The sequence below is a fragment of the Mesorhizobium sp. M1338 genome (assembly GCF_040318045.1).
GTDB lineage: Bacteria > Pseudomonadota > Alphaproteobacteria > Rhizobiales > Rhizobiaceae > Mesorhizobium.
Genome location: NZ_JAMYLL010000003.1, coordinates 310,794 through 332,792 on the forward strand (window position 1 = coordinate 310,794; position 21,999 = coordinate 332,792).

Below are 21,999 nucleotides of genomic sequence, written 5' to 3' on the forward strand. Positions count from 1 at the left end.
CCCACCCCGCCGCCTTCATCAACGAAAGACTGTCCATGCATTCCACGAAAGCCGTCGACCTCGCCGCCCATCCGCTGACCGCGTGGCAAGGGCCGCTCGGCCTGCCTGATTTCACGCGCATTGGCGACGGCGATTTTTCCCCGGTCCTTGATGCGGCCCTGAAGGCGCATGAGGCCGAGATCGAAGCGATCGCCGGCAATGAAGATACACCGACCATCGAGAACACGCTTGCCGCGCTGGAACTCGGCGGCGAGGCGCTCGACCGTGTCTCGTCGATCTTCTGGTGCCGCGCCGGCGCCCACACCAATGAAACGATCCAGGCGCTGGAACGCGACATCTCGCCAAAGATGTCCAGGCATTTCTCGGCGATTTCGATGAATGAGAGGCTGTTTGCCCGCATCGACGATCTCTATCAGCGCCGCGAGAGCCTGAAGCTCGACGCCGAGACGCTGCGCGTGCTGGAGAAGACCTGGAAAGGCTTTGTCCGCTCGGGCGCGAAGCTTGATGCCGAGGGCAAGAAGCGGCTGGCCAAAATCAACGAGGAGCTGTCCTCGCTCGGCACCAGCTTCGGGCAGAATGTGCTGGCCGACGAGCGCGACTGGGCGCTGTTGCTCGACGAGGCCGACCTTGCCGGCCTGCCGGACTTCCTGAAAAGCTCGATGGCCGAAGCCGCCGAAATGCGCGGCCAGAAGGGTCGCTATGCCGTCACCCTGTCGCGCTCGATCTATGAGCCGTTCTCGACCTTTTCGGAGCGCCGCGACCTGCGCGAGACCGCTTTCCGCGCCTTCACCATGCGCGGCCAGAATGGCGGCGCCACCGACAACACATCCGTAGTACGCGACATGCTGAAGCTGCGCGCCGAAAAGGCGAAGCTGCTCGGCTACCCCTCCTTCGCCGCGCTGAAGCTCGACGACACCATGGCCAAGACGCCGAAGGCGGTGCACGCGCTGCTTGATCCCGTGTGGGAGAAGGCGCTGGAAAAGGCCGCGGCCGACCGGACCGACCTGCAGCGGCTGGCGACGCAGGCAGGCAGCAACGAAAAAATCGCCGCCTGGGACTGGCGCTTTTACCAGGAGAAACTGCGTGCGGAGAAGTTCGCTTTCGACGAGGCCGAGCTGAAACCCTATTTGCAGCTCGACCGGATCATCGACGCCTGCTTCGACGTGGCGACACGGCTGTTCGGCATCACTTTCGAGGAGAAGAAGGGCATTGCCGCCTGGCACCCCGACGCGCGCGTGTTCGTGGTGAAAAATGCCGACGGCAGCGAGCGCGGCCTGTTCCTCGCCGATTATTTCGCTAGGCCGTCAAAGCGATCCGGCGCCTGGATGAGCGCGCTGCAATCCGGCTATGGGCTTGGCCACGGCTCGAAACCGGTGATCTACAACATCATGAACTTCGCCAAGCCGCCGGTCGGCGAGCCGGCTCTGCTGTCGGTCGACGAGGCGAAGACGCTGTTCCACGAGTTCGGCCATGCGCTGCACGGCATGCTGACCGACGTCACCTGGCCGTCGGTAGCGGGCACCTCGGTCAGCCGCGATTTCGTCGAACTGCCCTCGCAGCTCTACGAGCACTGGCTGACCGTGCCGGCGGTGCTGGAAAAGCACGCTTTGCATGTGAAGACCGGCAAGCCGATGCCCAAGGCGCTGCTCGATAAGATGCTGGCCGCGCGGACTTTCGGCGCTGGCTTTGCAACTGTGGAATTCACCGCTTCCGCCTTGATGGACATGGCCTATCATGCGCGGGCGGATGCGCCGCAGGAGCCGCTTCGTTTCGAAACCGAAACGCTCGAAAAGCTTGACATGCCGGACACTATCGCGATGCGCCATCGCACCCCCCATTTTGGCCACGTGTTTTCCGGTGACGGCTACTCCGCCGGCTACTACTCCTACATGTGGTCGGAAGTGCTCGATGCCGACGCCTTTGCCGCTTTCGAGGAGACGGGCGACCCCTTCAACCCGGCACTCGCCGAGCGGCTGCGCAAGAACATCTACGCCGCCGGCGGCTCGAAAGACCCGGAAGAGCTCTATACGGCGTTTCGCGGCAAGATGCCGTCGCCGGAAGCAATGATGGTGAAGCGCGGGCTGGTGTAGCGCTGGGTAATCTCCCCCCTCGAGGGGGAGATGGCCGCGAAGCGGCCAGAGGGGGTCGTCGCGCGTGAAGCGCCGACCTCGCGCAGAAGAAGGCCGAGCCTGGTTGGACCGACCCCCTCTGTCGCCTTCGGCGACATCTCCCCCTCAAGGGGGGAGAATATCAGCGTCACCCTCCCAAGGATCCGCCACCCGCGGCCAGATCGGCCGCGTTAGCTTGGTGTAGTTGGTCACCGCTGGATTGCTGGGATACGAACTCGGTGCCGAGACATAGATGATCTCGGCGGCGATCGGCTCGAAGCCGGCGTAGAAATGATTGGTCGACTTGATCAGCAGCATGTCCTTGGCCAGCGGATCGACGCCGATATTGGAAAAGATATCCGGCTCGAAGGTCTGCGTGCGATTGGTGTTGAGGATGATATCGACCTCGGTGCCTTCGATGCGAACCAAGGCCGTCGGCCCAAGCGTCACCCGGCTTGGCCCGAAACTTTGCCAACCCTCCGGAACCGCCTTCAGCACCTTGACGCGTGCGTCGATCGGTTCGCCGGCCTGCGGCCCGGCCTTTCCGCCGAAACGCAAGTCGATGACCGCGCCCTCGCCCGCCGCCAGGCAGAAGGTGACTGCGATCGGATCCCAGATCGTCGCCACGCCAAATTTGTCCAGGCCACGCGCCAGCATCTGGCGCAGCACGAAGGTGCCGTCGCCGGGAACGCCGCCGCCAGGATTGTCCCAGATATCGGCAATGACCACCGGCTTGCCCGGATTTTCAGCGCGCACGGCCAGCGCCCGATCGATGCCGTCGGCGGCGCTCAGCATGGTCATCGCCGTCTTCTCGCGCAGCGCGTAGAGCTCCCGCCCCAGCTTCTCAGCCAGCGCGTCGCCCTTGGCCTTGTCATTGTCGGTGACGACCAGGAGGCGAGTGCCCATCTCGGCCACATCGGCCGCCATGAAGCCGTGGATGACCGAGACCGACAGCACGCCGTCCCTGCCATGCAGCGCCTTGATACGGTCGACAAAGGAGCGCATCGGCTCGCGGCTGGTCGGCAGTACCTGGATCATGCGGCAGTCGAAGGTCGAGATGACAGGCTTGATCTCGCCGCGCGCTGCTGCCAGGCCGAGCTCGACGACATGTTCGCCGCGCTCGTAGAAATCGGTGTGCGGAAATTCAAGGAAGTAGGCGAGGATGTCCGAGGCCGCCACGCGCTTCGGCGTCAGATGGCTGTGCGGATCGAGTTCGACCGCGATCACCACGTCCGGTCCGACCATGTCGCGGACGCGCTCGAGCAGATCGCCTTCGCAGTCGTCATAGCCTTGCGCCACCATGGCGCCATGCAGGCCGAGGATCACCGCATCGACCGGCAGCGCCGCCTTGAGCTGGCCCAGGATCTCGTCGCGCAGCGCCTCGTAGGTCTGTCGCTGCACCAGGCCGCCCGGCTCCGCCCAGGTGGCGGTGCCCTCGATGACATCGAGGCCTTCGGCGACTGCCCGCCGGCGCAGCGCGACCATCGGCGAGGAGCACAGCGTCGGTGTTTCCGGATGCTTGCCGGGCCCGGCATAGAAGGCCATCTCGAACGAGGCCCGGTCGGTCGGCACCGGCGAGAAGGTGTTGGTTTCCGTCGCCAGCGAGGCGGTGAAAATGCGCATGAAAGCTCCGTCGTGAATAGGCGCTATTTGACCGCTCCGAGCGCCAGCCCGCGGACGAGGTAACGTTGCAGCCAGATGAACAGGATGGCCACCGGCAAGGTCGCCAGCAGCGTCGCGGCCATGACGTGGTGCCATTCGATCGTGTAGCGGCCGGCGACCAGCGAAAACACCTGGATCGGCAGCGTGTAGCTTTCCTGGCTGCGCAGCATGGTGAGCGCGACGACGAATTCGTTCCAGGCATTGATGAAGGTGAAGATCGCGGTCACCGCGATCGCCGGCAGGCACAGCGGCAGGAACACCTTGCGCAAGGTCAGCCAGCGGCCGGCGCCTTCCATCCAGGCCGCCTCCTCGAGATCGCGCGGAATGGTGTCGAAATAGCTCTGCAGCATCCACACCGTGAAGGCGACGTTGAAGGCCATGTAGATGAAGCCAAGCGCCGTCGTGCTCTCGACCAGCCCCCAGGCGGCCATCAGCCGGAACAGGCCGAGCACCAGCACGATCGGCGAGATCATCTGCGAAATCAGCAGGAACTGGCGCAAGGCGCCGTATCCGGCAAAGCGGAAGCGCGACATCGCGTAGGCCGCCGGAACCGAGATCAGGATGGCGCCGACGGTGGCGATCACGGACACGTAGAGCGAATTCATCAGCGCCTGGCCGAAGCCGGTCGCCACCCACATGTCGGAGAAGTTGGACCAGCGGAACTCGCTCGGCCACCAGGTCGGCGACAGCACTTCCTGTCGTGGCTTGACTGCGGTCAGGAACATCACGGCGAAGGGAAAGAGCGTCACCACGATCAGCGGCGCCAGCAGCAGCCAGGCGATGATCGAACGCTTCAGCTTGCCCGTCATGAGCCGATTTGTCATGCGCGTTGCTCCCGCATCGCCAGCCGCACATAGATCATGGTGAAGACCAGCAATATGGCGAACATCACCAGCGACACCGCCGACGCTTCGCCGAGTTTGCCGATGCGGAAGGCCAGCTTGTAGAGATGGGTGACCAGGATGTCGGTCGAGTTGGCCGGCCCGCCTTGCGTCATCACCCAGATGATCGGGAAGGAATTGAAGACGTAGATGGTGTTGAGCACGATGGCGATGTTGATGAACGGCTTTAAGAGCGGAAAGGTGATTTCGCGGAACTGCTGCAGCGGCGTCGCCCCTTCGAGCGCCGCCGCCTCGTAGAGATCGTCGGGGATCGACGACAGGCCGCCAAGGAAGATCGTCGTCGTGAACGGCACCGTCACCAGGATGCCGATCAGCACCTGCATCGGAAAGGCGGTCTCGGCACTCGCCAGCCACTGGATGTTGTGGTCGATAAGGCCGAGGCCGATCAGCGCCGAATTCAGCATGCCGCTTTCGCCGCTCAGCGCCCAGCGCCAGACCACCGCGGTCATGGTCAGCGACACCGCCCAGGGCAGCATGATGATGACGCGGGCAATACCCCGGCCATGGAAATCGGTGTTGAGGATCATCGCCACCGGGATCGACAGCAGCAGCGCACCGCCGACGACCATCACGGTCCATTGGCCGGTGCGCCAGAGCGCGGCCATGAAATCGGGATCGGCAGTGAGTGCCGCGAAATTGGCGAAGTCGTTGAATTCACGAAGCTGGCCGAAGCGGTTGACATCATGCGTCGAGATCTGGATCAGGTCCCAGACCGGCCAGAAGATAACGACCGCCGCCAGGAACAGGCTGGGCAAGGTCAGGAGATAGGGCAAGAAACGGTTTTGCATCGGCTGGCTTTATACCGTGTTGGACATCAGTAGTGCTGGCGTGCCAGCTCGGGTCAATCTCGCATATCAGTCCTGGTCTGGAGCAGCGCTTCAGGCTTTGAATTTCCTGCCGGCATAGCGGCCAGCCCCTTTCTCCCCGTCACGGAGAGAAATGCCCGGCAGGGCAATGAGCGGCACTGACATCGACGAATCTGTTTTTCCGCTGAGATGTGTGGCGCGCCCCGCCTGAGTGGGACGCGCCACGGGCGCAGGGAGATACGCCCTATTTCTTCAGCACGGCGTTGGCCTTGGCGGCTGCGTCTTTCAAGCCTGCCTCGGGGTCGCCGCCGAGATAGATCTTCTGCATGGCGTCCGACGTGATCTGGGCAACCTCTTCCCAGCCCGGAATGACCGGCGCGAAGCGGGCGTCGGGCAGCAGCGCCGTGAATGCCGCCAGATCGGCATTGTTGACGTAGTAGTCCATTTTCGCCTCTTCCTTGTTCACCGGCAGGAAGCCTTCGCCCTGTGTGAACTTGGCACGCTGTTCCGTGGTGAACAGGAAGTCGAGCAGCTTCCAGGCCTCGTCCTTGTTCTTGGAGTTCTTGAACATGATGATGGAATCGGTGACGCCATAGGTGCCGCGCGCGCCGGTCGGTCCGGCCGGAATGGCCGCCACGCCATACTTCAGGTTCGGCGCCTCGTCCTTGATCTGGTTGGACAGGAAGGGTGCGGTGATCATCATGCCGACCTTGCCCTGCTTGAACAGGTTCTGCACGTCCTCGCGGTTGTTGGATGTGACGCCGGGCTCCGTCAGCCCTTCGTCGATCATCGACTTGTAGAGCTTGGCCGCTTCAAGCGCGCCTGGCGTGCTGAGGCCGGAGGTGCCGTCCTTGTTGAGGATTTCGGTGCCGTAGGACCACATCGCGTAGTAGTAATAGACGTCGGTCTCGATCTCCTTGCCCTGCAGGCCGAAACCGAAGGTGCCGGACCCGAGCGCCTTGATCTTGCGCGCGTCTTCCTGCAGTTCGGTCCAGGTTGCCGGCGGATTGGCGATGCCGGCTTTTTCGAACAGCTCCTTGTTGTAGTACATGGCGCGCGCCGAGGCCGCGATCGGCAGGCCGTAGGTCTTGCCGTCCATGATCGAGGGCGACAGGAAGGTGTCGATGAAGCGGTCCTTGAAGTCGGGCTTGATGTAGCTGTCGAGCGGTTCGGCGACATCCTGCTGGACGAAGTCGATCAGCCAGCGCGTGCCGATGATCGACAGATCGGCATTGGTGCCGGCGGTGATGTCGGTGGTCAACTTCTGCAGCAGCACATCCCAAGGCACCACCTCGAATTTGACGGTGATGCCCGGGTTCGCCGCCTCGAATTCCTTCTTGACGTCGCCGAAATAGGGAGCAGTCTTGGCGCTGTACTCGGCGACGGTGACGCGCACCTCACCCGCATCCGCCTGCGCCGCGATTGCCAGCATGCTCATTCCGGCCATCAGGCCGACTGTCCATTTTGCAAGGCTCATTTGATCTCTCCCATTTTGATTTTGCGCCTGCGCGCCTCTTCGTTGCCGGAGCAGAAGATTTATGTGACTTTCCTACATTATCGATGATTTGAAGGCTTGCAAGCAGATTATTTTGTTGCAAAATTACATTCGCAGGCCTAGGCATTGCACGATCTGTCAGGACTCCCGGAGGATGACGCACGGTGGTTTCGCGACCCAAGTTCGAAGGTGGGGCCAAGTTCGAAGGCAGGGCCGAATTCGAAGGCAAGACTGTCGTGGTGACGGGTGCTGGCGGCGGCCTCGGCACCGCCATCGTGGCGCTGATGGCGCATAGAGGCGCCAGGGTCATAGGCTGCGATCAGTCGAGCGAGGCGTTGAAAAGCCCGCATTTTGCTTCCCGCCACGTCTTCGATCTTCTCGACAAGGCGTCGATAGCCACGGCGATCGCCGCGATCCTCGAGCGGGATGGCGTGCCCGACATTCTCATCAACAATGCCGGCTGGACGCGCGCCGAGACGATTTCGGCGCTCGATCCCGACAGAATAGAGCAGGAACTCGGCCTCAACCTGGCCGGCGTGATGAACTTCGCCGATCCGCTGGTCAAGGCGATGGCCAGCCGAGGCTCCGGTAGCGTCGTCTTCATCTCGTCGGTCAACGCCATCGCGCATTTCGGCAATCCCGCCTATGCCGCGGCCAAGGCCGGCATCAACGCCTATGCCAAGGCGATCGCCGTCGAGCTCGGCCGCAGCGGCCTGCGCGCCAATGTCGTCTGCCCCGGATCGATCCGCACCGCCGCCTGGGACCACCGCCTTGCCAAGGATCCCGAAATCCTCGGCAAGCTGCGGCGGCTCTATCCGCTTGGCCGCATCGTCAACGCTTCGGAAGTGGCGGAAGCCGTCGCTTTCCTTGCGTCCGATCGCGCATCTGGAATAACAGGCGTGGTGATGCCCGTGGACGCGGGGCTGACCGCCGGTTGCCTGCCCTTCATCGACGACATTCTGGGAGCGTGACCATGACCGACGTCGAATTTCGCGACCTGTCGAAATCCTTCGGGCAGCACAAGATCCTCGAAAACATCAGCCTCGATATCAAGAGCGGCGAGTTCGTCGTGCTGGTCGGCCCATCCGGCTGCGGCAAGTCGACCTTGCTGCGCATGCTGGCCGGGCTGGAGACGATCACCTCCGGCGATCTGTTGATCGGCGGCGTGCGCGCCAACGCGCTGCCGCCGCAGCAGCGCAACATCGCCATGGTGTTCCAGTCCTATGCGCTGTTTCCGCATCTGACGGCAGCGGACAATATCGGCTTTGGCCCGAAGATACGCGGCGAGGCGCGCGAGTCGGTCGACCATAAGGTCAAGAAGGCGTCCGGCGTTCTCAATCTCTTCTCCTATCTCGACCGCTACCCCCGCCAGCTGTCGGGTGGCCAGCGCCAGCGCGTCGCCATGGGCCGCGCCATCGTGCGCGAGCCGTCGGTGTTTCTGTTCGACGAGCCCTTGTCCAACCTCGACGCGCAATTGCGCGTGCAGATGCGCGTCGAGATCAAGGCGCTGCACCAGCGGTTGAAATCGACGATCGTCTATGTCACCCACGACCAGATCGAAGCCATGACCATGGCAGACCGCATCGTGGTGATGGACCGCGGGCGGATCCAGCAGGTCGGGGCGCCGCTGGAGCTCTATGACAGGCCGGCCAACAAGTTCGTCGCCAGCTTCCTCGGCTCCCCGTCGATGAGTTTCGTCTCGGGCTCTCTCAGGACATCGCCTGAGAAAACCTGGTTCGAATCGGCCGGTGGCGGGCGGCTTGCGCTTGCCGGCAAACAGGTACCCGCGGGCAGTGCGGTGGAGGCCGGCATCCGGCCCGAGCACTTCGTCATCGGCGAGGCTGCCGGCGCGATGGCGATCAAGGTGGATGTCGTCGAGCCGACCGGCTCCGAAACCCATGTTTATGGCGCCATCGGCGCTGATATAGTGCGCGCCGTGTTCCGCGACAGGGTGCCGGTCAGGCCGGGCGACCTGCTGCCGGTGACCGTCGACCCCGGCAACGTCCACCTGTTCGACAAGGCGACGGGCCTGCCTCTATGAAAACATCAGCATGAAGACGCCGGCCGACATCATCACGCGCTTGCAACTGACGCTGCAGGACGGAACGAAGTCGGATCGCAAGCTTGCCGGCTTCGTGCTGGCAGACCTCGACTTTGTCTCCAAGGCGGCGATTTCGGAAATTGCCGCGCGCGTCGGCGTCAGCGAGCCGACGGTGACGCGGTTCTGCCGCAACCTCGGTTGCGAGGGGGTGCGCGACTTCAAATTCTATCTGGCGCAAGCCATCGCCATCGGCGGCCAGTATCTGTCACCGGAGCCGTTGAGCCGCGATGCCCGCGAACAGCGCATCGCGTCCGCCATCACCGAAGCGGCGATATCGGCCATCCAGCGCGCCAGCGAAAACCTCGATATGACGACGCTGGTCGCCGTCGCCGCACGCATCGCCGTTTCCGGCAATGTGCTGTGCATCGGTTCCGGCGGCATTTCGTCGATGATGGCGACCGAGATGCAGAACCGGCTGTTCAGGCTGGGCGTGTCGGTGCTGGCGCAGATAGACGGACAGCTGCAGCGCATGTACGCAGCCGTTGCCACGCCCGACACCACGCTGATCGCCTTCTCTGTCTCCGGCTATGCGCGATCGGTCATCGATGCGGCGCAGGTCGCCCAGCAATATGGCGCCACCACCATCGCCATCACCCCGCCGGACTCCGCACTCGCCAAGGTCGCCGACACGGTCATCAATTTCCAGTCGCTGGAAGACGGCAACATCTACAAGCCGACATCGTCGCGCTATGCGCTGCTGTCGATCGTCGACATGATCGTCACGTCGGTCGCCGAGACGCGCGGACCAAGGGTTCTCGAAAATCTGCGCCGCATCAAGCAGAGCGTGAACACGTTGAAAGTCGACGATCCCCGTTTGCCGCTGGGGGATTGACCCCCACCGAAGGGCATCAGGACTGCTGGCCGAGCCCTTCGATCCTTTTCGCCAACGCCGCCGGATCACCCGCGATACGCAGTGTCTTCAGCCGGGCGGTGCCACCGGCGACAATCGATACAGTCGAAGCCGGCACGCCCAGCGCCTTGGCAATCAGCTTTTCAAGTGCATGATTGGCGGCGCCGTTTTCCGGCACGGCGCGGACGCGGGCCTTGAAATGGCTTCGTCCGTCCGCTGATGTCTCGACGCCTTCGAGCCTGTCCAGCGCAGCCTTTGGCGTCAGCCGGACAAACAGCTCGACGCCACCATCGCGCAGGCGGAAAGGGCTCACAGGATCAGAGGCGCCACCGTGGTGAGTATGAACTGCCGCAGGAAGAACAGGACCAGAAGCAGGATGATCGGCGAGATGTCGATCCCGCCAAGGTCCGGCATGAAACGGCGGATCGGCCGCAACGCCGGCTCGGTCAGGCGGTAGAGCATGTTGCCGATACTGCCGACGAACTGGTTTTTCGAATTGACGACGTTGAAGGCGTAGAGCCAGGAGAAGATCGCCGAGGCGATGATGATCCACCAGTAGAGGTCAAGCGCCATGACGATTGTTTGAATGAGGGCGAGCATGCCAGTCTCCAATTGTTGCCGACATGTAGCCATTGCAGGCGAAACCGGCAAGGGTCGCCTGCCGCAGCGCGCCGGCCTGACGCCCGGCAGCCAGGAATTTCGCCGAAACGCCGCCTTGACAGGAAACCACGGCGCCCGATAAATGCCCCATCCGCTGGACGGGGCTGTAGCTCAGCTGGGAGAGCGCGTCGTTCGCAATGACGAGGTCAGGAGTTCGATCCTCCTCAGCTCCACCAGCGGAATAATCGATTTCTGCTTTCCACGACAGGAGAAACGCACCGCGCTCGCCTGCCGGCGATATTTGTTGTGCCAACACGCCTGTGAAGGCCGCACGCGCTACTGCGCGCCCGTCTCGCGATATCTGACAAAACCGTGGTCAATTGTCCCCGAACCCAGTGTCCCCGGCCTGCCGCCGGTTTCCGAGAGCTTGTTCAACCAGATGATCCGGCCGCCCAGCCCATCGATCGCGGGAGGCACCTATTTCACTTATTTCTCGATCCCGGCCCGGCGACCTCTTGATGCGTTCGGTAACCTTCGTGCGGCGCGAAGCCGAACTGGTCACCTTCAGAAGGGTCACCGGGTGGTCGGAGCGCCGGGGGCCGACATGGGCGGGCGGGCGCGCGGCAATCACTATGGGGTGGCGACCTCGCGCCTGAACTGGATCTATTTCAGCGGCATCAATCGCCGCCAGACTGGCGAGCCGTCGCTGATCTCCGTGCAATGGGCTCCGATCTCCGAACCGGTGCTGATAGGCAAGGCCATGCTTCTGACAGAGGCCGGGCCGGCATTCGTGTCCGTCATCATGCGGCGCGACATTGTCAACATCCGCCCAAGGGTTGCCATCAGCATGGCACATGTCATCAGGCTCGACGATCCGAGCGTCGATCAACTGGTGGCCAGCCCTCACTCGGGAAGGACTGGGTTAATCCCTTCGATCGCCGTGGCTTACGCTAAATAAGAATAAGCATGATGCCGAAAAAGCGTATGCTAGCGATTGTCTGCTCTGTATCTGGATAAAATCGATATTTTACACTTCAGCGCGAGGAAAGATAATTCATCCGCCTGCCTTGGCGCGCGGATTTACTACGATTTTAACATACCATTAACTCTTTCGACCTTACCTTTCTTGGCGTGGGTCCGGTTTGAGGGGCCTTTCAACGGATCCCGATGGGGTCAGGAAACGGATGAAAATAGCTAGGAAAGTGAACGCCGCTCCGGAAGAAGCCTCGTATTCCGCGAGTCAATCGATCAATTAGTCGGCTCAGTATGGTCGGTAACGCGTTCCCTAGGTTCCACCAGAGACAGGAGCAGAACATGTCAAATCAGTCCTTACGTCAGTCGGAAATCGATAATCTTCAATATATTTCGTCGATGACCAATGAGCTCGTGCAGATGGCCGAAGCAAGCCGTTTTCCCATGATCTCCTATCTGCTGGGCATGGCCTATGCGGAAGCCTTCGACGTGCTTCGCGGCGCACGGCCGGCCAGGCATACGCAGCTCAGCGGCAACCCGCTGCACCCCCAGGCGCGGGCAAAAGACAATCGTGCCGCCCAGCCCCGAAGGGCGTAGCGGTATGCACTCGTCAACCGCGTGCGCGGTTGCCGGCTCGGCATCACCGGTCAGGCAGACAGTCTCTGGGGCGGTGGACGCCTTCCACGCCCATTTCGACTTCATGATACAGACCATCGAGATTGACGGCGCCGACGACCCGAACCTCAGACGCACGAAATGCCGCTTCCATCTGGAGCAGGTCGAGGCCCTTTGCCTGTCGCTGAGCTATTGGCCCGGGTTTGCCCTAGCCTCTAGTTGCGCAGGCTGAATACGAATGGCGCCGTTCGGCTCTGGCGTGAGCCGAGTTCCGGCGGCGGTGCCGGCACCGTGGCGCCTTGCAGCACGGCCAGTGCCGCGCGGTCCAAATCCGCATCTCCGGAAGAGCGAGAGAGCCTGGCGGACAGGACCCGGCCGGACGAGTCGACCGTGAAGGCGACATACGGCTTGCCTTCCACGCCTCTGGCCTTGGCCGAACTGGGATAGCGCGTGTGCCGCCTGATCCAGGCGCCCAGACGGGAGTCCCATTTGCTGGCGTCGCCGGAGCGTGACGTCGATTGTGCCGACTTCGGCGCGGCGGTCCTGGCCGCCGGCTTTGCATCGGCACTGGCGACGGTTGCCGTCCTTGGCGGCGCCGCCTTCTCCTTCTTCGGACGCGGCTTGGGCTTCTCGACAGGCTTTTTCGCCTTGGCCTCGGCCGGTTTCTTGTCCTTGATCACCTCGACCGGTTTCGGCTGCGGCAAGGGAATGACGACCTCGGGCGCTACAGCCTCGACAATATCCGGGACGACCTCATCCGGCGGTGGCTGGTCGACCTGCTCGGCCATCTCGGTCTGGGTGGGCTCGGTCTCGTCGGGCGGGACGGCTTCCGGCTGTTCCTCCGCCTCCTCGACCGGCTCTTCGGGCGTCGGCTCGGCCTGATCGGGCTTCACCGCGTTCGGCGCCGCAACCTGTTCCTCCACGGCCGGCATCACCGCCATCGGCGCCATCTCGATCACCAGGGCCGGCGGCGGACCGCCGTCCGGGTCGGTGACCATCGTGAAATTCTGCATGGCATAGGCGACCGCGACATGGGCTCCGAGGACCAGCGCGGCGGCACTGGCCCACAAACCAAAGTCGCGCCAGCCGAAGCGCGACAACTCAACCGAGGGCAAGGCGGCCGCATGCATCATGGCCCCGCTGCCGGCGCCGCCTCGAGGCCGACCAGCGCGATCTTCAGATAGCCGGCGCCGCGCAGCAGGTTCATCGCGTCCATCAGGTCGCCATAGGCGACCGCCTTGTCGGCGCGCAGGAAGATGCGCGTCTGCTTGTCGCCTTTTGTCCTGCTGTCCAGCGAGGCGGCGAAAGCCGGGCGCGGCACGCTGTCGTTGCCGATCGCCAGCGTCAGATCGTCCTTCAGAGTCAGGAACAGCGGCGTTTCGGGCCGTGGCGCGGGCGTTGCGGTCGAGCCCGGCAGGTCGACATTGACATCCACGGTCGCCAGCGGTGCCGCGACCATGAAGATGATCAAAAGCACCAGGATGACATCGATGAAGGGGGTGACGTTGATCTCGTGGCTTTCCTCGAGATCGTCATCCATGGTCGGTCGGATTCTGCTGCCCATGGCGCTACTCCGCCGCCAGCGCCGTTGCCGGCGCGACCGTGCGATAATCGAGGTCGCGGCTGACCAGCCGTTCGACGCCCGCCGAGGCATCGGCGAGTATCTGCCGGTAGCCGGCTATCGAGCGGGCGAAGACATTGTAGATGACGACGGCCGGTATCGCCGCGACAAGGCCCATCGCGGTGGCCAACAGCGCTTCGGCGATGCCCGGCGCGACCACGGCGAGATTGGTGGTCTGCGCCTGCGAGATGCCGATGAATGCGTTCATGATGCCCCAGACGGTGCCGAACAGGCCGACGAAGGGCGCGGTCGAACCGATCGTCGCCAGCACGCCGGTGCCGCGCGACATGCGCCGCGACGCCGCCGCCTCGATGCGCGACAGGCGCGACGTCACCCGTTCCTTCAGCCCATCACCGGAGACATGATCGAGCGCGCCGGCCGAAAGCGCGGTCTCCTCCTCGGCCGCCCGCACCAGAAGCGCACCGGGGCCGCCGCCGCGGTCGAGCGCGCGGCTGGCCTGCTTCAGCGTGGCGGCATCGCCGATCGCCCGGACGGCGCGCCGGATGCGCAGCTTGCCACCAAAGATCTCCAGCGATTTCGCCAGCCATATCGTCCAGGTGACGAGTGAGGCGAAGGCTAGCCCGATCATCACCGCCTTGACGATGATATCGGCCGCCATGAACATGCCCCATGGCGACAGGTCATGCGGCAAGGTCAGCTCCGTTGCCGGCGAAGATCCGGCCTCGGCCGGCAGGGTCGTGTTCGGCTGGTTGGCTGGCTGCACCGGCGCCATCGTGGCCGGCGGGACGACTGCCGGTGCGGCGGATGCCGGTGCAACGGGCGCCGGAGTAGCGGGTGCCGGCGCGGCGGGTGCCTCGATCGCGGGGGCGGCTCCGGCCGGTTGCTCCTGGGCGGTCGCGCTGCCGACCGACAGGATGACGGATGCGACCAACGCCGCCAACAAACCACTTTTCGACAACAGCTTCTTCCTTGTTCTCACAGCGGTCGGCCGCTTTCTGTTTCCCACCGCCGCATCAGATCTCGTCACTGCACATATCCGACAGGCTGGCCGGTGACGGGGTGCGCGAACACGCCCATCTCGACGCCGAAAATGCCCTTCAGCACATCGCCGCGCATGATTTCGCGGGGCGTGCCGCGCGTCAGCAGCTTGCCATCCTTCAGTGCGATCAGTTCGTCGCAGTAGCGCGCCGCCATGTTGGGATCATGCAGCACCACGACGACACAGAGGTCGCGTTTGCGGCTGAGATCCTTGACCAGCCCGAGCACCTCGACCTGATGGGCGATGTCGAGCGCCGAGATCGGTTCGTCGAGCAGCATGACACCGGCATTCTGCGCCACCAGCATGGCCAGCCAGGCGCGCTGGCGTTCGCCGCCGGACAATTCGTCCACCAGCCGATCCGCGAAACCTTCCATGTCGGTCAGGACCAGCGCCTCGTCGACATGCTGCCTGTCCTCGGCGCGGAAACGGCCAAGCGCGCCATGCCAGGGATAGCGCCCGAGCGTCGCCAGTTCGCGCACCGTAAGACCTGTCGCCGCCGGCGTCGTCTGCGGCAGATAGGCAAGCGCGCGGGCGAGTTCTCGCGCGCCCCATTGCAGAAGCGGGCGCCTGGCGAAGGTGATGGCGCCCGAGCTTGCCGGCTGCTGGCGCGCCATGAGCTTGATCAGTGTCGACTTGCCCGAACCATTGTGGCCGATCAGCCCGTAGACGCGCGAGCGCTCCAGTTCGAGCGAAACCGGACCGAGCAGCGTTCGCTCGCCGACAGCAAAGCGCACCGCGTCGATATGGAAGGCAGTTTGGGCATCAATTCCAGCCATGGTCATGGCTTTTCTCCAGTGCGGCCGCCCGCATTTCCAGATTCCGGGTTTCGACGGGCCGATGCCGGTTGACTAGGAAACATGACATTACTAGTCAAGATTGAAGATGACTACAACGATCAACAAATCAATGCGACTGCCGCAAACAGGTCCCGCCCGGACAACGGTGGCGACCGCGTCGTTGTCGAACCCAGTTTGCACAGCGAACTGATCCGCGCCGGCGGTCGCCGCAGGACATCATAGTCGACAAGACCTGCAACAGCGCCTTCACCTATACGGATTTCGAGCTTGTGCTGCGTGCGCAAGGCATCACGCATCTGCTGTTTTCCGGATGCACCACGGATGTCTGCGTCCACACCACGCTGCGCGAGGCCTGCGACCGCAATTTTCAATGCCTGACGATCTCGGACGCTTGTGCCAGTGGCGACAGACAAGCCCACGAAGCCGCGCCTCACATGGTGACAGTCGAGGACGGCATCTTCGGCGCGCTGACGGATTCAGCCGCCGTCATGCAAGGCCTGTCGCAGCTTGGCGACAGGCCTGAGGCAACGAAGGGCTGAAGGCTCCTTAGTCCGCTACGCGCGCTTCCATGCCCGCGCGCGGCGCAAACGCCCCGGGCTGGAATTCTTCGGTCTCGCGGCGCGCCAGCGAGTTGCGCAGAAGGGCGATCGTTTCCCGGCCGACGGTTGTGATCTCACGCGGCGTGTCGACGCCGACAATCATGAATTCGTCGATCCCGAGAGCCGCATAGGCAAGCAGCGACAGGGCGGCCTGGGCCGGCGGCCCGGCCACGTCGACCGCCTTGAGGCCGGGGGCGGAAGCACTCTGGTGGATCCTGACCGGAAGCGCAAAGCGCAGCTTGCCGGCCCGGCCATGTTCGGCGGCGGCGCCGCGCACCCGCTCCATCAGCTGCCGGACCTCATCGATCGAGCCCGGCGCCAGTTCGAAGACATCGGCATGCCGGCCGGCCACCTTGACCGCCGTTCCGGATTGTCCGCCCATGCGGATGATCAGGTCGGCGCCGTGCGGACCCTTGCGCGGCACATAACCGCCCTTGATGCTGTAGAACGCGCCTTCATGGTCGAAGGGCCGGTCGTTCGACCAAAGCCGCTTGAGCAGCACCAGATATTCGTCGATACGCTGCCAGATGACGGTGTGCCCGACCGGCCGTGTTTCGGCATCGGCGTCGCTCAGCGGCTCGCTGATCATCCGCAGCGCCAGCCGCCCGCCGCTTTTCCTGTCGATCGATGCAAGCTGGCGGGCCGCCACGGTCGGTTCAACCACGCCCGCCCAGTGCGTTAGCACGACTTCCAGCGACAAGGTCCGGTCCAGCACCTGGGCAGCAAGATCCATATTGGTCAGCAGCCCGGCCGAATCGTCGACGACGATCTTGCGGAAACCGCCGTCCTCGATCAGTCCGAGCTTGGTCGCGGTCTCGGCAAAGTCGTAGAAAAAGGGAACCGCGGCGTCGGCGGTCTTGCCAGGAACATGCGTGAACTCGATCGGCATTGCCATCTCCTCCGTTGTGTCGGGCGCGCGCAAGCGCACCGAGGATTCGGTTCATTCAACTCCGATTGCCTAGAAGCGGCGGGGCAGCTAATCCCGGCCTATCTGACGGATTCTAGGGGATGAGGCCCAGAACAACTGCCCCGGTGAACACAAACGCAAGGGCAAAGACCACATAGGCGAAAGCGCCGGCATAGGCCGGGCGAAAGGTCTGGGCATTGGCCAGCCTCTGGCCGTTGCGATCCGTCTGGGCGTTCTGGATATAGGACATATCGGCCTCCGTCTCGCTGGTTAATCTATAAAACTTGTAGACTTTGTCGATTGCTATTTTCAGCCCCTCGCCAGAAAGATTTTCTACTGAGCCGTCACAAATTGGTACCTGCTTGCTGAGCGAGCCCGCAGGGCCATCATTTCGGGCGGCGCGACGGGAATGGGTGGAGCGGCCTCGGGGCTGTTCGTCGCCGAGGGCGCCAAGGTGGCGATCATCGACCGCAATGGCGAGGCGGCCGCGGCCACCGTGGCGGCGATACGCGCGCGGGGCACATAACCGAACACTGGGTGGTCGACGTCTCCGACGAAGCCCAGGTCGAAGTGGCAGTGAAGGGTGCTATCGAAAAGCTCGGGCCGGTCACCGTGCTGTTCAACCACGCCGGCACCATCGTGATAAAGCGTTCCTGGAGACGACGGTCCAGGAATGGGACTGGCTGCATGCCGTCAACGTCCGCTCGATGTTCCTGATGACGCGCGCCGTGCTGCCCGGCATGATTGCGGCCGGCGGCGGCTCGATTGACTGCACTTCATCGATCTCGGCGGTGGCGGCGACTCCGAACGAGGTGCTCTACGACACCACCAAGGGCGCCTGCCACATGTTCGCGCGGGCCATCGCCGTCGAGCTCCGCGACCGCAACATCCGCTGCAACGCGGCCTGCCCCGGCTTCATCCGCACGCCGCACGGCCTGCGCGAGGTCGCCGATCTCGGCAGGCTCGGCATCGACGTCTCCTCCGGAGGGAGAGGAAAGGACACCAAGTCCTGCTCGTCTACCGCTCCTCGCGCCGAAACGGCTTGAGCAGCGCCGACGGCGCCACCGCGTTGCGTGACATCACCGCCATCGCGACGATGGTGAAAATGAACGGCAGCATCAGGAACGCCTCATAGGGGATGTGGCCTAGCCCACTCGCCTGCATGCGCAGTTGCAAGGCATCGACGAAGGCAAACAGCAGTGCCGCACCCGCCGAGCGCCATGGGTCCCAGCGGCCGAACACGACCAGCGCGATCGCCACCCAGCCGCGCCCGGAGACGACGCCGAAGGTGAAGGCGTTGAACTGCGCCATCGACAGGAAGGCGCCGGCCAGCCCCATCAGCGCACCACCGAGAATGACCGCCTGGAAGCGCGTGGCAATGACGCTGACGCCGGCCGAATCGGCGGCGCGCGGGTTTTCGCCGACCATGCGCACCGACAGGCCCCATGGCGTGCGGTAGAGTACGAAAGCGGCAAGCGGAATGGCCAGGATCGCCATGTAGACCAGCGCGAACTGGTTGAAAACCGCCGGCCCGAGCACCGGAATGTCCGAGAGGACCGGAACCGGAAGTGTCCGAAAACCCTTGATGTTCGGCGGCACCGATTGCTGGCCGAAGATCAGTCGGTAGAGGAAATAGGCAAGGCCCGAAGAGAACAGCGTCACGCCAATGCCGCAGACATGCTGGCTGAGGCCGAGCACCACCGTGAACAGCGCATGCAGCGCGCCCATCAGCATGCCGGTCAGCACGGCCGCCAGCACGCCGAGCCACAGGCTGCCGCTGAGGCTGGCGGCGGTGAAGCCGGTCATCGCCGACAACAGCATGATGCCTTCGATGCCCAGGTTGAGCACGCCGGCCCGCTCGGAGAACATCTCGCCGAGCGTGGCAAAAGCCAGCGGCGTGGCGATGCGGATGATGGCGGCGAGGAAGCCGACCTGAAAGATCTGTTCGAACACCGCGCTCATCGGGCGGCTCCCACGCGGCGGATGCGATAAGCGGTGAACAGCAGCGCCACCAGCATGGCAAGCAATGCGGTGCCCTGGATGACGTCACTGAGGAAGGCCGGCACGCCGGTCGCCCGCGACATCGCCTCGGCGCCGGTCATCACGGCGGCAAGGAAGATCGCAGCCGGCACGACGCCAAGCGGGTTGAGCCGCGCCAGCATGGCAACGACGATGCCGGAATAGCCGTAGCCCGGCGAGATGTCGCTCATCACCTGGAAATGCACGCCGCCGACCTCGCCGACACCGGCGAGGCCGGCCAGCGCACCGGACAGCAGCGCCGTAGAGATCAGCACGCGCTCGACATGGATGCCGCCATATCTGGCGGCTTCGGGATTCTCGCCGATGACCCTGATCCTGAAACCGAGCGTCGTGCGCACGATCAGGAACCAGATCAAGGGTGCCGCGATCAGCGCCACGACGACGCCGAGATGCAGCCTTGTGCCTTCGAGCAGCACCGGGAAATTCGCCGAATCCTCGATCGGCGGCGAGATCGGGTAGCCGCTGAAACTGTCCTTCCACGGCCCCTCGATCAGCGCCATCAGCGCATAGTAGATGACCGAGTTGAGCAGCAGCGAACTGACGACATCATCGACCTTGAACTTCACCCGTAGCGTGGCGGGAACGAGCGCCACTGCCGCACCAGCGGCGGCACCGGCCACCGCCATCAACACCATGGCAAGCGGTCCCGGCATGGGGATGGCGCCGACAAAGCAGCCGGCCACCGCGCCGGCCAGCAATTGACCCTCGGCGCCGATGTTCCAGAATTTTGCCCGGAAGGCGACGGCCACCGCCAGCCCGGTGAAGATCATCGGTGCTGCACGCACCATCGTTTCGGTGATCGCATAGCTGTCACCCAGCGAGGCCGTGAACATCACGCCATAGGCCTCGAGCACGCCGGCGCCGGCCAGCGCGATGAGGCCGCTGCACAAGATGAGCGTTGCTCCGATCGCCAGCAATGGCAAAGCGAGGTTGAACCAGGCAGGAGTGCTTGCACGGACTTCCAGGCGGAACATTAGACGGCACCCTCTGTTCGGTCTGTCGAACAAGGATTCTGACGAAGAGGGACCCCCACCCCTAGCCCCTCCCCACAAGGGGGAGGGGAACTCTCGGAGGCGCTGACCACGACAAAACGGCTGAAGTTTGGGCTCGGAAGCTGTGTGAACGGAGCGCGGCAGCATCCCCCTCCCCCTTGTGGGGAGGGGTTAGGGGTGGGGGTCAGCGCCGCCAGAAGGTTCATCTAGACTCTCCCCTCCGCGCCGGTCATCATCAGCCCGAGCCGCGCGATCGTTGCATCGGCGCTGTCGAGCGTGCCGACGATGCGCCCCTCATACATCACCGCGATGCGGTCGCAGAGCACCAGCAGCTCCTCGAGATCCTCACCAATGACGACGATGCCGCAGCCCTTGGCCCGCATGTCGAGGAACTTTTCGTGGATGAAACGCGCGGCCCCGATGTCGAGGCCGCGCGTCGGCTGCGAGACAATAAGCACCTTCGGATCGAAGGCGAGTTCGCGCGCCAATAGCGCCTTCTGCAGATTGCCGCCGGATAGCGCTCCGGCGCGGGTCATCGGCCCGGGGCACCTGATATCATAGGCCTTGATCTGCGCCTCGGCGAAGGCGCGGATCGCATCCGGCTTGAGCAGGCCCCTGCTGCTGAAAGCGGCGGTGCCGATGCGCGGCAGCACCATCGAATCGGCGAGCGGCAAATTGGTGACCAGCCCGGTGGTCATGCGGTCTTCCGGAATGCGACCAAGGCCAAGCGCCTGCACCTCGCGCGGCGAGAAGCGTGTGACCTTGCTGCCGGCGATCGTCATCTGGCCGGCGTCAGGCACACGCGTCCCGGAGATCACCTCCGCCAAGGCACGCTGGCCATTGCCTGACACACCGGCAATGCCGAGGATCTCACCGGCACGAACGGCAACCGACACGTCGCGCAGCGGCGTGCCCGAATGATGCGATGTCGAGATGCCCTTGAGGGTAAGCACATCAGCACCAGGCGTCGATGGTCCCCGCGCCGGCGGCACGATCTCGTGGCCGCACATCAGTTGCGCCATTGCGGCCGACGTCGTGTTGGCGGGATCGTCCACCCGGCCGGCGACGCGGCCGTGCCGCAGCACCGTGCAGCGATGCGTCAGCGCACGCACCTCGTTGAGCTTGTGCGAGATGAAGATGATGCCGAGGCCTTGCGCCGCCATCGAGCGCAATGCCGAAAACAATCCGTCGACCTCGCTCGGCGCCAGCACCGCCGTCGGCTCGTCGAGGATCAACAGCCTGGCGCCGCGAAACAGCGCCTTGACGATTTCGAGCCGCTGCTGTTCGCCGACCGACAGCGCCGAGACCGGCAGGGCCGGGTCAAGTGTGAGCCCATGCTGCCGGCCGATCTCGGCCAGCCGCGCCAGCCCGCCGGCACGGTCGATCCGGCCGCTCTTGCCGGGAATGCCTATTAGAAGATTTTCCAGCACGGTGAGCCGTGGCGCGAGGTGAAAATGCTGGTGCACCATGCCGATGCCGGCGGCCAGCGCATCGGCCGAACTGGTGATCCGCACCGGCCGGCCCTGGATAAGGATTTCGCCGGCGTCCGGCGCATAGGCACCGAACAGCACATTCATCAGCGTCGTCTTGCCGGCGCCGTTCTCGCCGAGCAGCCCAAGGATCTCGCCCGGCGCTACGCTAAGGTCGACGGCCTCGTTGGCCTTGACGGCGCCGAAGTGTTTGGTGATGCCGCGCATTTCGATGAGGGGGGCGGGCAAGGGTGCTCCTGCGGAGAGAGGGCTCTGCTTCACCCTCCCCCTTGTGGGGAGGGTCGGCTCGCAGTCGGAGCGAAGCGAAGATTGCGAGACGGGGTGGGGGCGGCGCCGAAGACCCCCCCCCCCCCCGGCCCGCGCGCGACGAGCCCCACCCCCCCCACGGACTGCAGAAACAAACACCGCGCCACAACACGTAAGCACACGGGGTGTAGTCGGG

At 64.1% G+C, this 21,999-nt stretch carries 20 protein-coding genes, 1 tRNA gene and 4 pseudogenes; 9 read left to right on the top strand and 16 right to left on the bottom strand.

What is annotated here, in order from left to right:
• Window positions 1-35: 35 nt before the first annotated feature.
• Window positions 36-2,090 (top strand): M3 family metallopeptidase, encoded by a 2,055-nt coding sequence (locus NKH19_RS05370; RefSeq protein WP_352866117.1) that lies wholly within the window; start codon window positions 36-38, stop codon window positions 2,088-2,090.
• Between the two features lie 144 nt (window positions 2,091-2,234).
• Here the strand turns inward: NKH19_RS05370 and NKH19_RS05375 are convergent, their stop codons facing one another.
• From NKH19_RS05375 to NKH19_RS05390, 4 genes are all read right to left on the bottom strand, one after another.
• On the bottom strand, window positions 2,235-3,731 hold the full coding sequence (locus NKH19_RS05375; protein WP_352866120.1) for a M81 family metallopeptidase: 1,497 nt from the start codon (window positions 3,729-3,731) through the stop codon (window positions 2,235-2,237).
• Between the two features lie 23 nt (window positions 3,732-3,754).
• Complete coding sequence (locus NKH19_RS05380; protein WP_352866580.1) at window positions 3,755-4,579, bottom strand: carbohydrate ABC transporter permease; 825 nt, start codon at window positions 4,577-4,579, stop codon at window positions 3,755-3,757.
• Window positions 4,580-4,590: 11 nt separating this feature from the next.
• Entirely contained in the window at window positions 4,591-5,460 is an 870-nt protein-coding gene (locus tag NKH19_RS05385; protein WP_352866122.1) for a carbohydrate ABC transporter permease, read from the bottom strand.
• 262 nt (window positions 5,461-5,722) lie between these two features.
• Window positions 5,723-6,955, bottom strand: coding sequence for an extracellular solute-binding protein (locus NKH19_RS05390; protein WP_352866124.1), 1,233 nt, complete (start codon window positions 6,953-6,955; stop codon window positions 5,723-5,725).
• Between the two features lie 182 nt (window positions 6,956-7,137).
• On the opposite strand from NKH19_RS05390, the gene NKH19_RS05395 reads away from it, so the two are divergent.
• The 3 genes from NKH19_RS05395 to NKH19_RS05405 are packed head-to-tail and all read left to right on the top strand — an operon-like array spanning window position 7,138 to window position 9,906.
• Complete coding sequence (locus NKH19_RS05395) at window positions 7,138-7,944, top strand: SDR family oxidoreductase (protein WP_352866126.1); 807 nt, start codon at window positions 7,138-7,140, stop codon at window positions 7,942-7,944.
• A 2-nt stretch (window positions 7,945-7,946) separates the two neighbouring features.
• Entirely contained in the window at window positions 7,947-9,014 is a 1,068-nt protein-coding gene (locus NKH19_RS05400) for an ABC transporter ATP-binding protein (RefSeq protein ID WP_352866129.1), read from the top strand.
• Between the two features lie 10 nt (window positions 9,015-9,024).
• Window positions 9,025-9,906: a MurR/RpiR family transcriptional regulator gene (locus tag NKH19_RS05405; protein WP_352866131.1), complete on the top strand. Its 882-nt coding sequence runs from the start codon at window positions 9,025-9,027 to the stop codon at window positions 9,904-9,906.
• 16 nt (window positions 9,907-9,922) lie between these two features.
• Here the strand turns inward: NKH19_RS05405 and NKH19_RS05410 are convergent, their stop codons facing one another.
• Entirely contained in the window at window positions 9,923-10,237 is a 315-nt protein-coding gene (locus NKH19_RS05410) for a DUF167 family protein (protein ID WP_352866134.1), read from the bottom strand.
• Window positions 10,234-10,524, bottom strand: coding sequence for a YggT family protein (locus NKH19_RS05415; protein ID WP_352866137.1), 291 nt, complete (start codon window positions 10,522-10,524; stop codon window positions 10,234-10,236). Before NKH19_RS05415 ends, NKH19_RS05410 begins: the two co-directional genes overlap by 4 nt.
• Before the next feature lie 160 nt (window positions 10,525-10,684).
• Here NKH19_RS05415 and NKH19_RS05420 point away from each other — a divergent pair.
• Window positions 10,685-10,760 (top strand) — tRNA-Ala (locus NKH19_RS05420).
• A gap of 149 nt (window positions 10,761-10,909) precedes the next feature.
• A pseudogene (locus tag NKH19_RS05425) lies at window positions 10,910-11,450 on the top strand (XRE family transcriptional regulator); the annotation flags it as partial.
• 24 nt (window positions 11,451-11,474) lie between these two features.
• Here the strand turns inward: NKH19_RS05425 and NKH19_RS05430 are convergent.
• A pseudogene (locus NKH19_RS05430) lies at window positions 11,475-11,552 on the bottom strand (helix-turn-helix domain-containing protein); the annotation flags it as partial.
• 286 nt (window positions 11,553-11,838) lie between these two features.
• Between NKH19_RS05430 and NKH19_RS05435 the strand changes: the two are divergent.
• On the top strand, window positions 11,839-12,093 hold the full coding sequence (locus NKH19_RS05435) for a hypothetical protein (RefSeq protein WP_352866140.1): 255 nt from the start codon (window positions 11,839-11,841) through the stop codon (window positions 12,091-12,093).
• A 233-nt stretch (window positions 12,094-12,326) separates the two neighbouring features.
• Here NKH19_RS05435 and NKH19_RS05440 read toward each other — a convergent pair whose 3' ends face one another.
• The 4 genes from NKH19_RS05440 to NKH19_RS05455 form a co-directional block, all read right to left on the bottom strand.
• Window positions 12,327-13,244 carry a TonB family protein gene (locus tag NKH19_RS05440; protein ID WP_352866143.1) on the bottom strand — a complete coding sequence of 306 codons (918 nt, stop codon included), beginning with the start codon at window positions 13,242-13,244 and terminating at the stop codon, window positions 12,327-12,329.
• Entirely contained in the window at window positions 13,241-13,675 is a 435-nt protein-coding gene (exbD, locus tag NKH19_RS05445; RefSeq protein WP_352866146.1) for a TonB system transport protein ExbD, read from the bottom strand. The genes NKH19_RS05440 and exbD overlap by 4 nt, the downstream gene beginning before the upstream one ends.
• A gap of 4 nt (window positions 13,676-13,679) precedes the next feature.
• Entirely contained in the window at window positions 13,680-14,651 is a 972-nt protein-coding gene (exbB, locus tag NKH19_RS05450) for a tonB-system energizer ExbB (RefSeq protein WP_352866148.1), read from the bottom strand.
• Window positions 14,652-14,716: 65 nt separating this feature from the next.
• Window positions 14,717-15,508, bottom strand: a complete 792-nt coding sequence (locus tag NKH19_RS05455; protein WP_352866583.1) for an ATP-binding cassette domain-containing protein — start codon at window positions 15,506-15,508, stop codon at window positions 14,717-14,719.
• A 221-nt stretch (window positions 15,509-15,729) separates the two neighbouring features.
• On the opposite strand from NKH19_RS05455, the pseudogene NKH19_RS05460 reads away from it, so the two are divergent.
• Window positions 15,730-16,068, top strand: a pseudogene (locus NKH19_RS05460) (cysteine hydrolase family protein); the annotation flags it as partial.
• A 7-nt stretch (window positions 16,069-16,075) separates the two neighbouring features.
• Here NKH19_RS05460 and NKH19_RS05465 read toward each other — a convergent pair.
• Window positions 16,076-17,017: an LLM class flavin-dependent oxidoreductase gene (locus NKH19_RS05465; protein WP_352866151.1), complete on the bottom strand. Its 942-nt coding sequence runs from the start codon at window positions 17,015-17,017 to the stop codon at window positions 16,076-16,078.
• A gap of 112 nt (window positions 17,018-17,129) precedes the next feature.
• Window positions 17,130-17,285: a hypothetical protein gene (locus NKH19_RS05470; RefSeq protein WP_352866152.1), complete on the bottom strand. Its 156-nt coding sequence runs from the start codon at window positions 17,283-17,285 to the stop codon at window positions 17,130-17,132.
• A gap of 159 nt (window positions 17,286-17,444) precedes the next feature.
• Between NKH19_RS05470 and NKH19_RS05475 the strand changes: the two are divergent.
• Window positions 17,445-18,015: pseudogene (locus tag NKH19_RS05475) on the top strand (SDR family NAD(P)-dependent oxidoreductase); the annotation flags it as partial.
• A gap of 37 nt (window positions 18,016-18,052) precedes the next feature.
• Here NKH19_RS05475 and NKH19_RS05480 read toward each other — a convergent pair.
• From NKH19_RS05480 to NKH19_RS05490, 3 genes are all read right to left on the bottom strand, one after another.
• Window positions 18,053-18,997: an ABC transporter permease gene (locus tag NKH19_RS05480; protein WP_352866154.1), complete on the bottom strand. Its 945-nt coding sequence runs from the start codon at window positions 18,995-18,997 to the stop codon at window positions 18,053-18,055.
• A complete protein-coding gene (locus NKH19_RS05485; RefSeq protein ID WP_352866156.1) occupies window positions 18,994-20,049 on the bottom strand; it encodes an ABC transporter permease in 1,056 nt (351 codons plus the stop codon). The genes NKH19_RS05480 and NKH19_RS05485 overlap by 4 nt, the downstream gene beginning before the upstream one ends.
• Before the next feature lie 224 nt (window positions 20,050-20,273).
• Window positions 20,274-21,785, bottom strand: a complete 1,512-nt coding sequence (locus NKH19_RS05490; protein WP_352866158.1) for an ABC transporter ATP-binding protein — start codon at window positions 21,783-21,785, stop codon at window positions 20,274-20,276.
• Between the last annotated feature and the right edge of the window lie 214 nt (window positions 21,786-21,999).

Excerpts from the sequence above, each read along its gene's own strand:
- NKH19_RS05370 (WP_352866117.1), top strand. The coding sequence starts at position 36 with ATGCATTCCACGAAAGCCGTCGACCTCGCCGCCCATCCGCTGACCGCG.
- NKH19_RS05375 (WP_352866120.1), bottom strand. The coding sequence starts at position 3,731 with ATGCGCATTTTCACCGCCTCGCTGGCGACGGAAACCAACACCTTCTCG.
- NKH19_RS05380 (WP_352866580.1), bottom strand. The coding sequence starts at position 4,579 with ATGACGGGCAAGCTGAAGCGTTCGATCATCGCCTGGCTGCTGCTGGCG.
- NKH19_RS05385 (WP_352866122.1), bottom strand. The coding sequence starts at position 5,460 with ATGCAAAACCGTTTCTTGCCCTATCTCCTGACCTTGCCCAGCCTGTTC.
- NKH19_RS05390 (WP_352866124.1), bottom strand. The coding sequence starts at position 6,955 with ATGAGCCTTGCAAAATGGACAGTCGGCCTGATGGCCGGAATGAGCATG.
- NKH19_RS05400 (WP_352866129.1), top strand. The coding sequence starts at position 7,947 with ATGACCGACGTCGAATTTCGCGACCTGTCGAAATCCTTCGGGCAGCAC.
- NKH19_RS05405 (WP_352866131.1), top strand. The coding sequence starts at position 9,025 with ATGAAGACGCCGGCCGACATCATCACGCGCTTGCAACTGACGCTGCAG.
- NKH19_RS05415 (WP_352866137.1), bottom strand. The coding sequence starts at position 10,524 with ATGCTCGCCCTCATTCAAACAATCGTCATGGCGCTTGACCTCTACTGG.
- NKH19_RS05435 (WP_352866140.1), top strand. The coding sequence starts at position 11,839 with ATGTCAAATCAGTCCTTACGTCAGTCGGAAATCGATAATCTTCAATAT.
- NKH19_RS05440 (WP_352866143.1), bottom strand. The coding sequence starts at position 13,244 with ATGATGCATGCGGCCGCCTTGCCCTCGGTTGAGTTGTCGCGCTTCGGC.
- exbD (WP_352866146.1), bottom strand. The coding sequence starts at position 13,675 with ATGGGCAGCAGAATCCGACCGACCATGGATGACGATCTCGAGGAAAGC.
- NKH19_RS05455 (WP_352866583.1), bottom strand. The coding sequence starts at position 15,508 with ATGGCTGGAATTGATGCCCAAACTGCCTTCCATATCGACGCGGTGCGC.
- NKH19_RS05465 (WP_352866151.1), bottom strand. The coding sequence starts at position 17,017 with ATGCCGATCGAGTTCACGCATGTTCCTGGCAAGACCGCCGACGCCGCG.
- NKH19_RS05470 (WP_352866152.1), bottom strand. The coding sequence starts at position 17,285 with ATGTCCTATATCCAGAACGCCCAGACGGATCGCAACGGCCAGAGGCTG.
- NKH19_RS05480 (WP_352866154.1), bottom strand. The coding sequence starts at position 18,997 with ATGAGCGCGGTGTTCGAACAGATCTTTCAGGTCGGCTTCCTCGCCGCC.
- NKH19_RS05485 (WP_352866156.1), bottom strand. The coding sequence starts at position 20,049 with ATGTTCCGCCTGGAAGTCCGTGCAAGCACTCCTGCCTGGTTCAACCTC.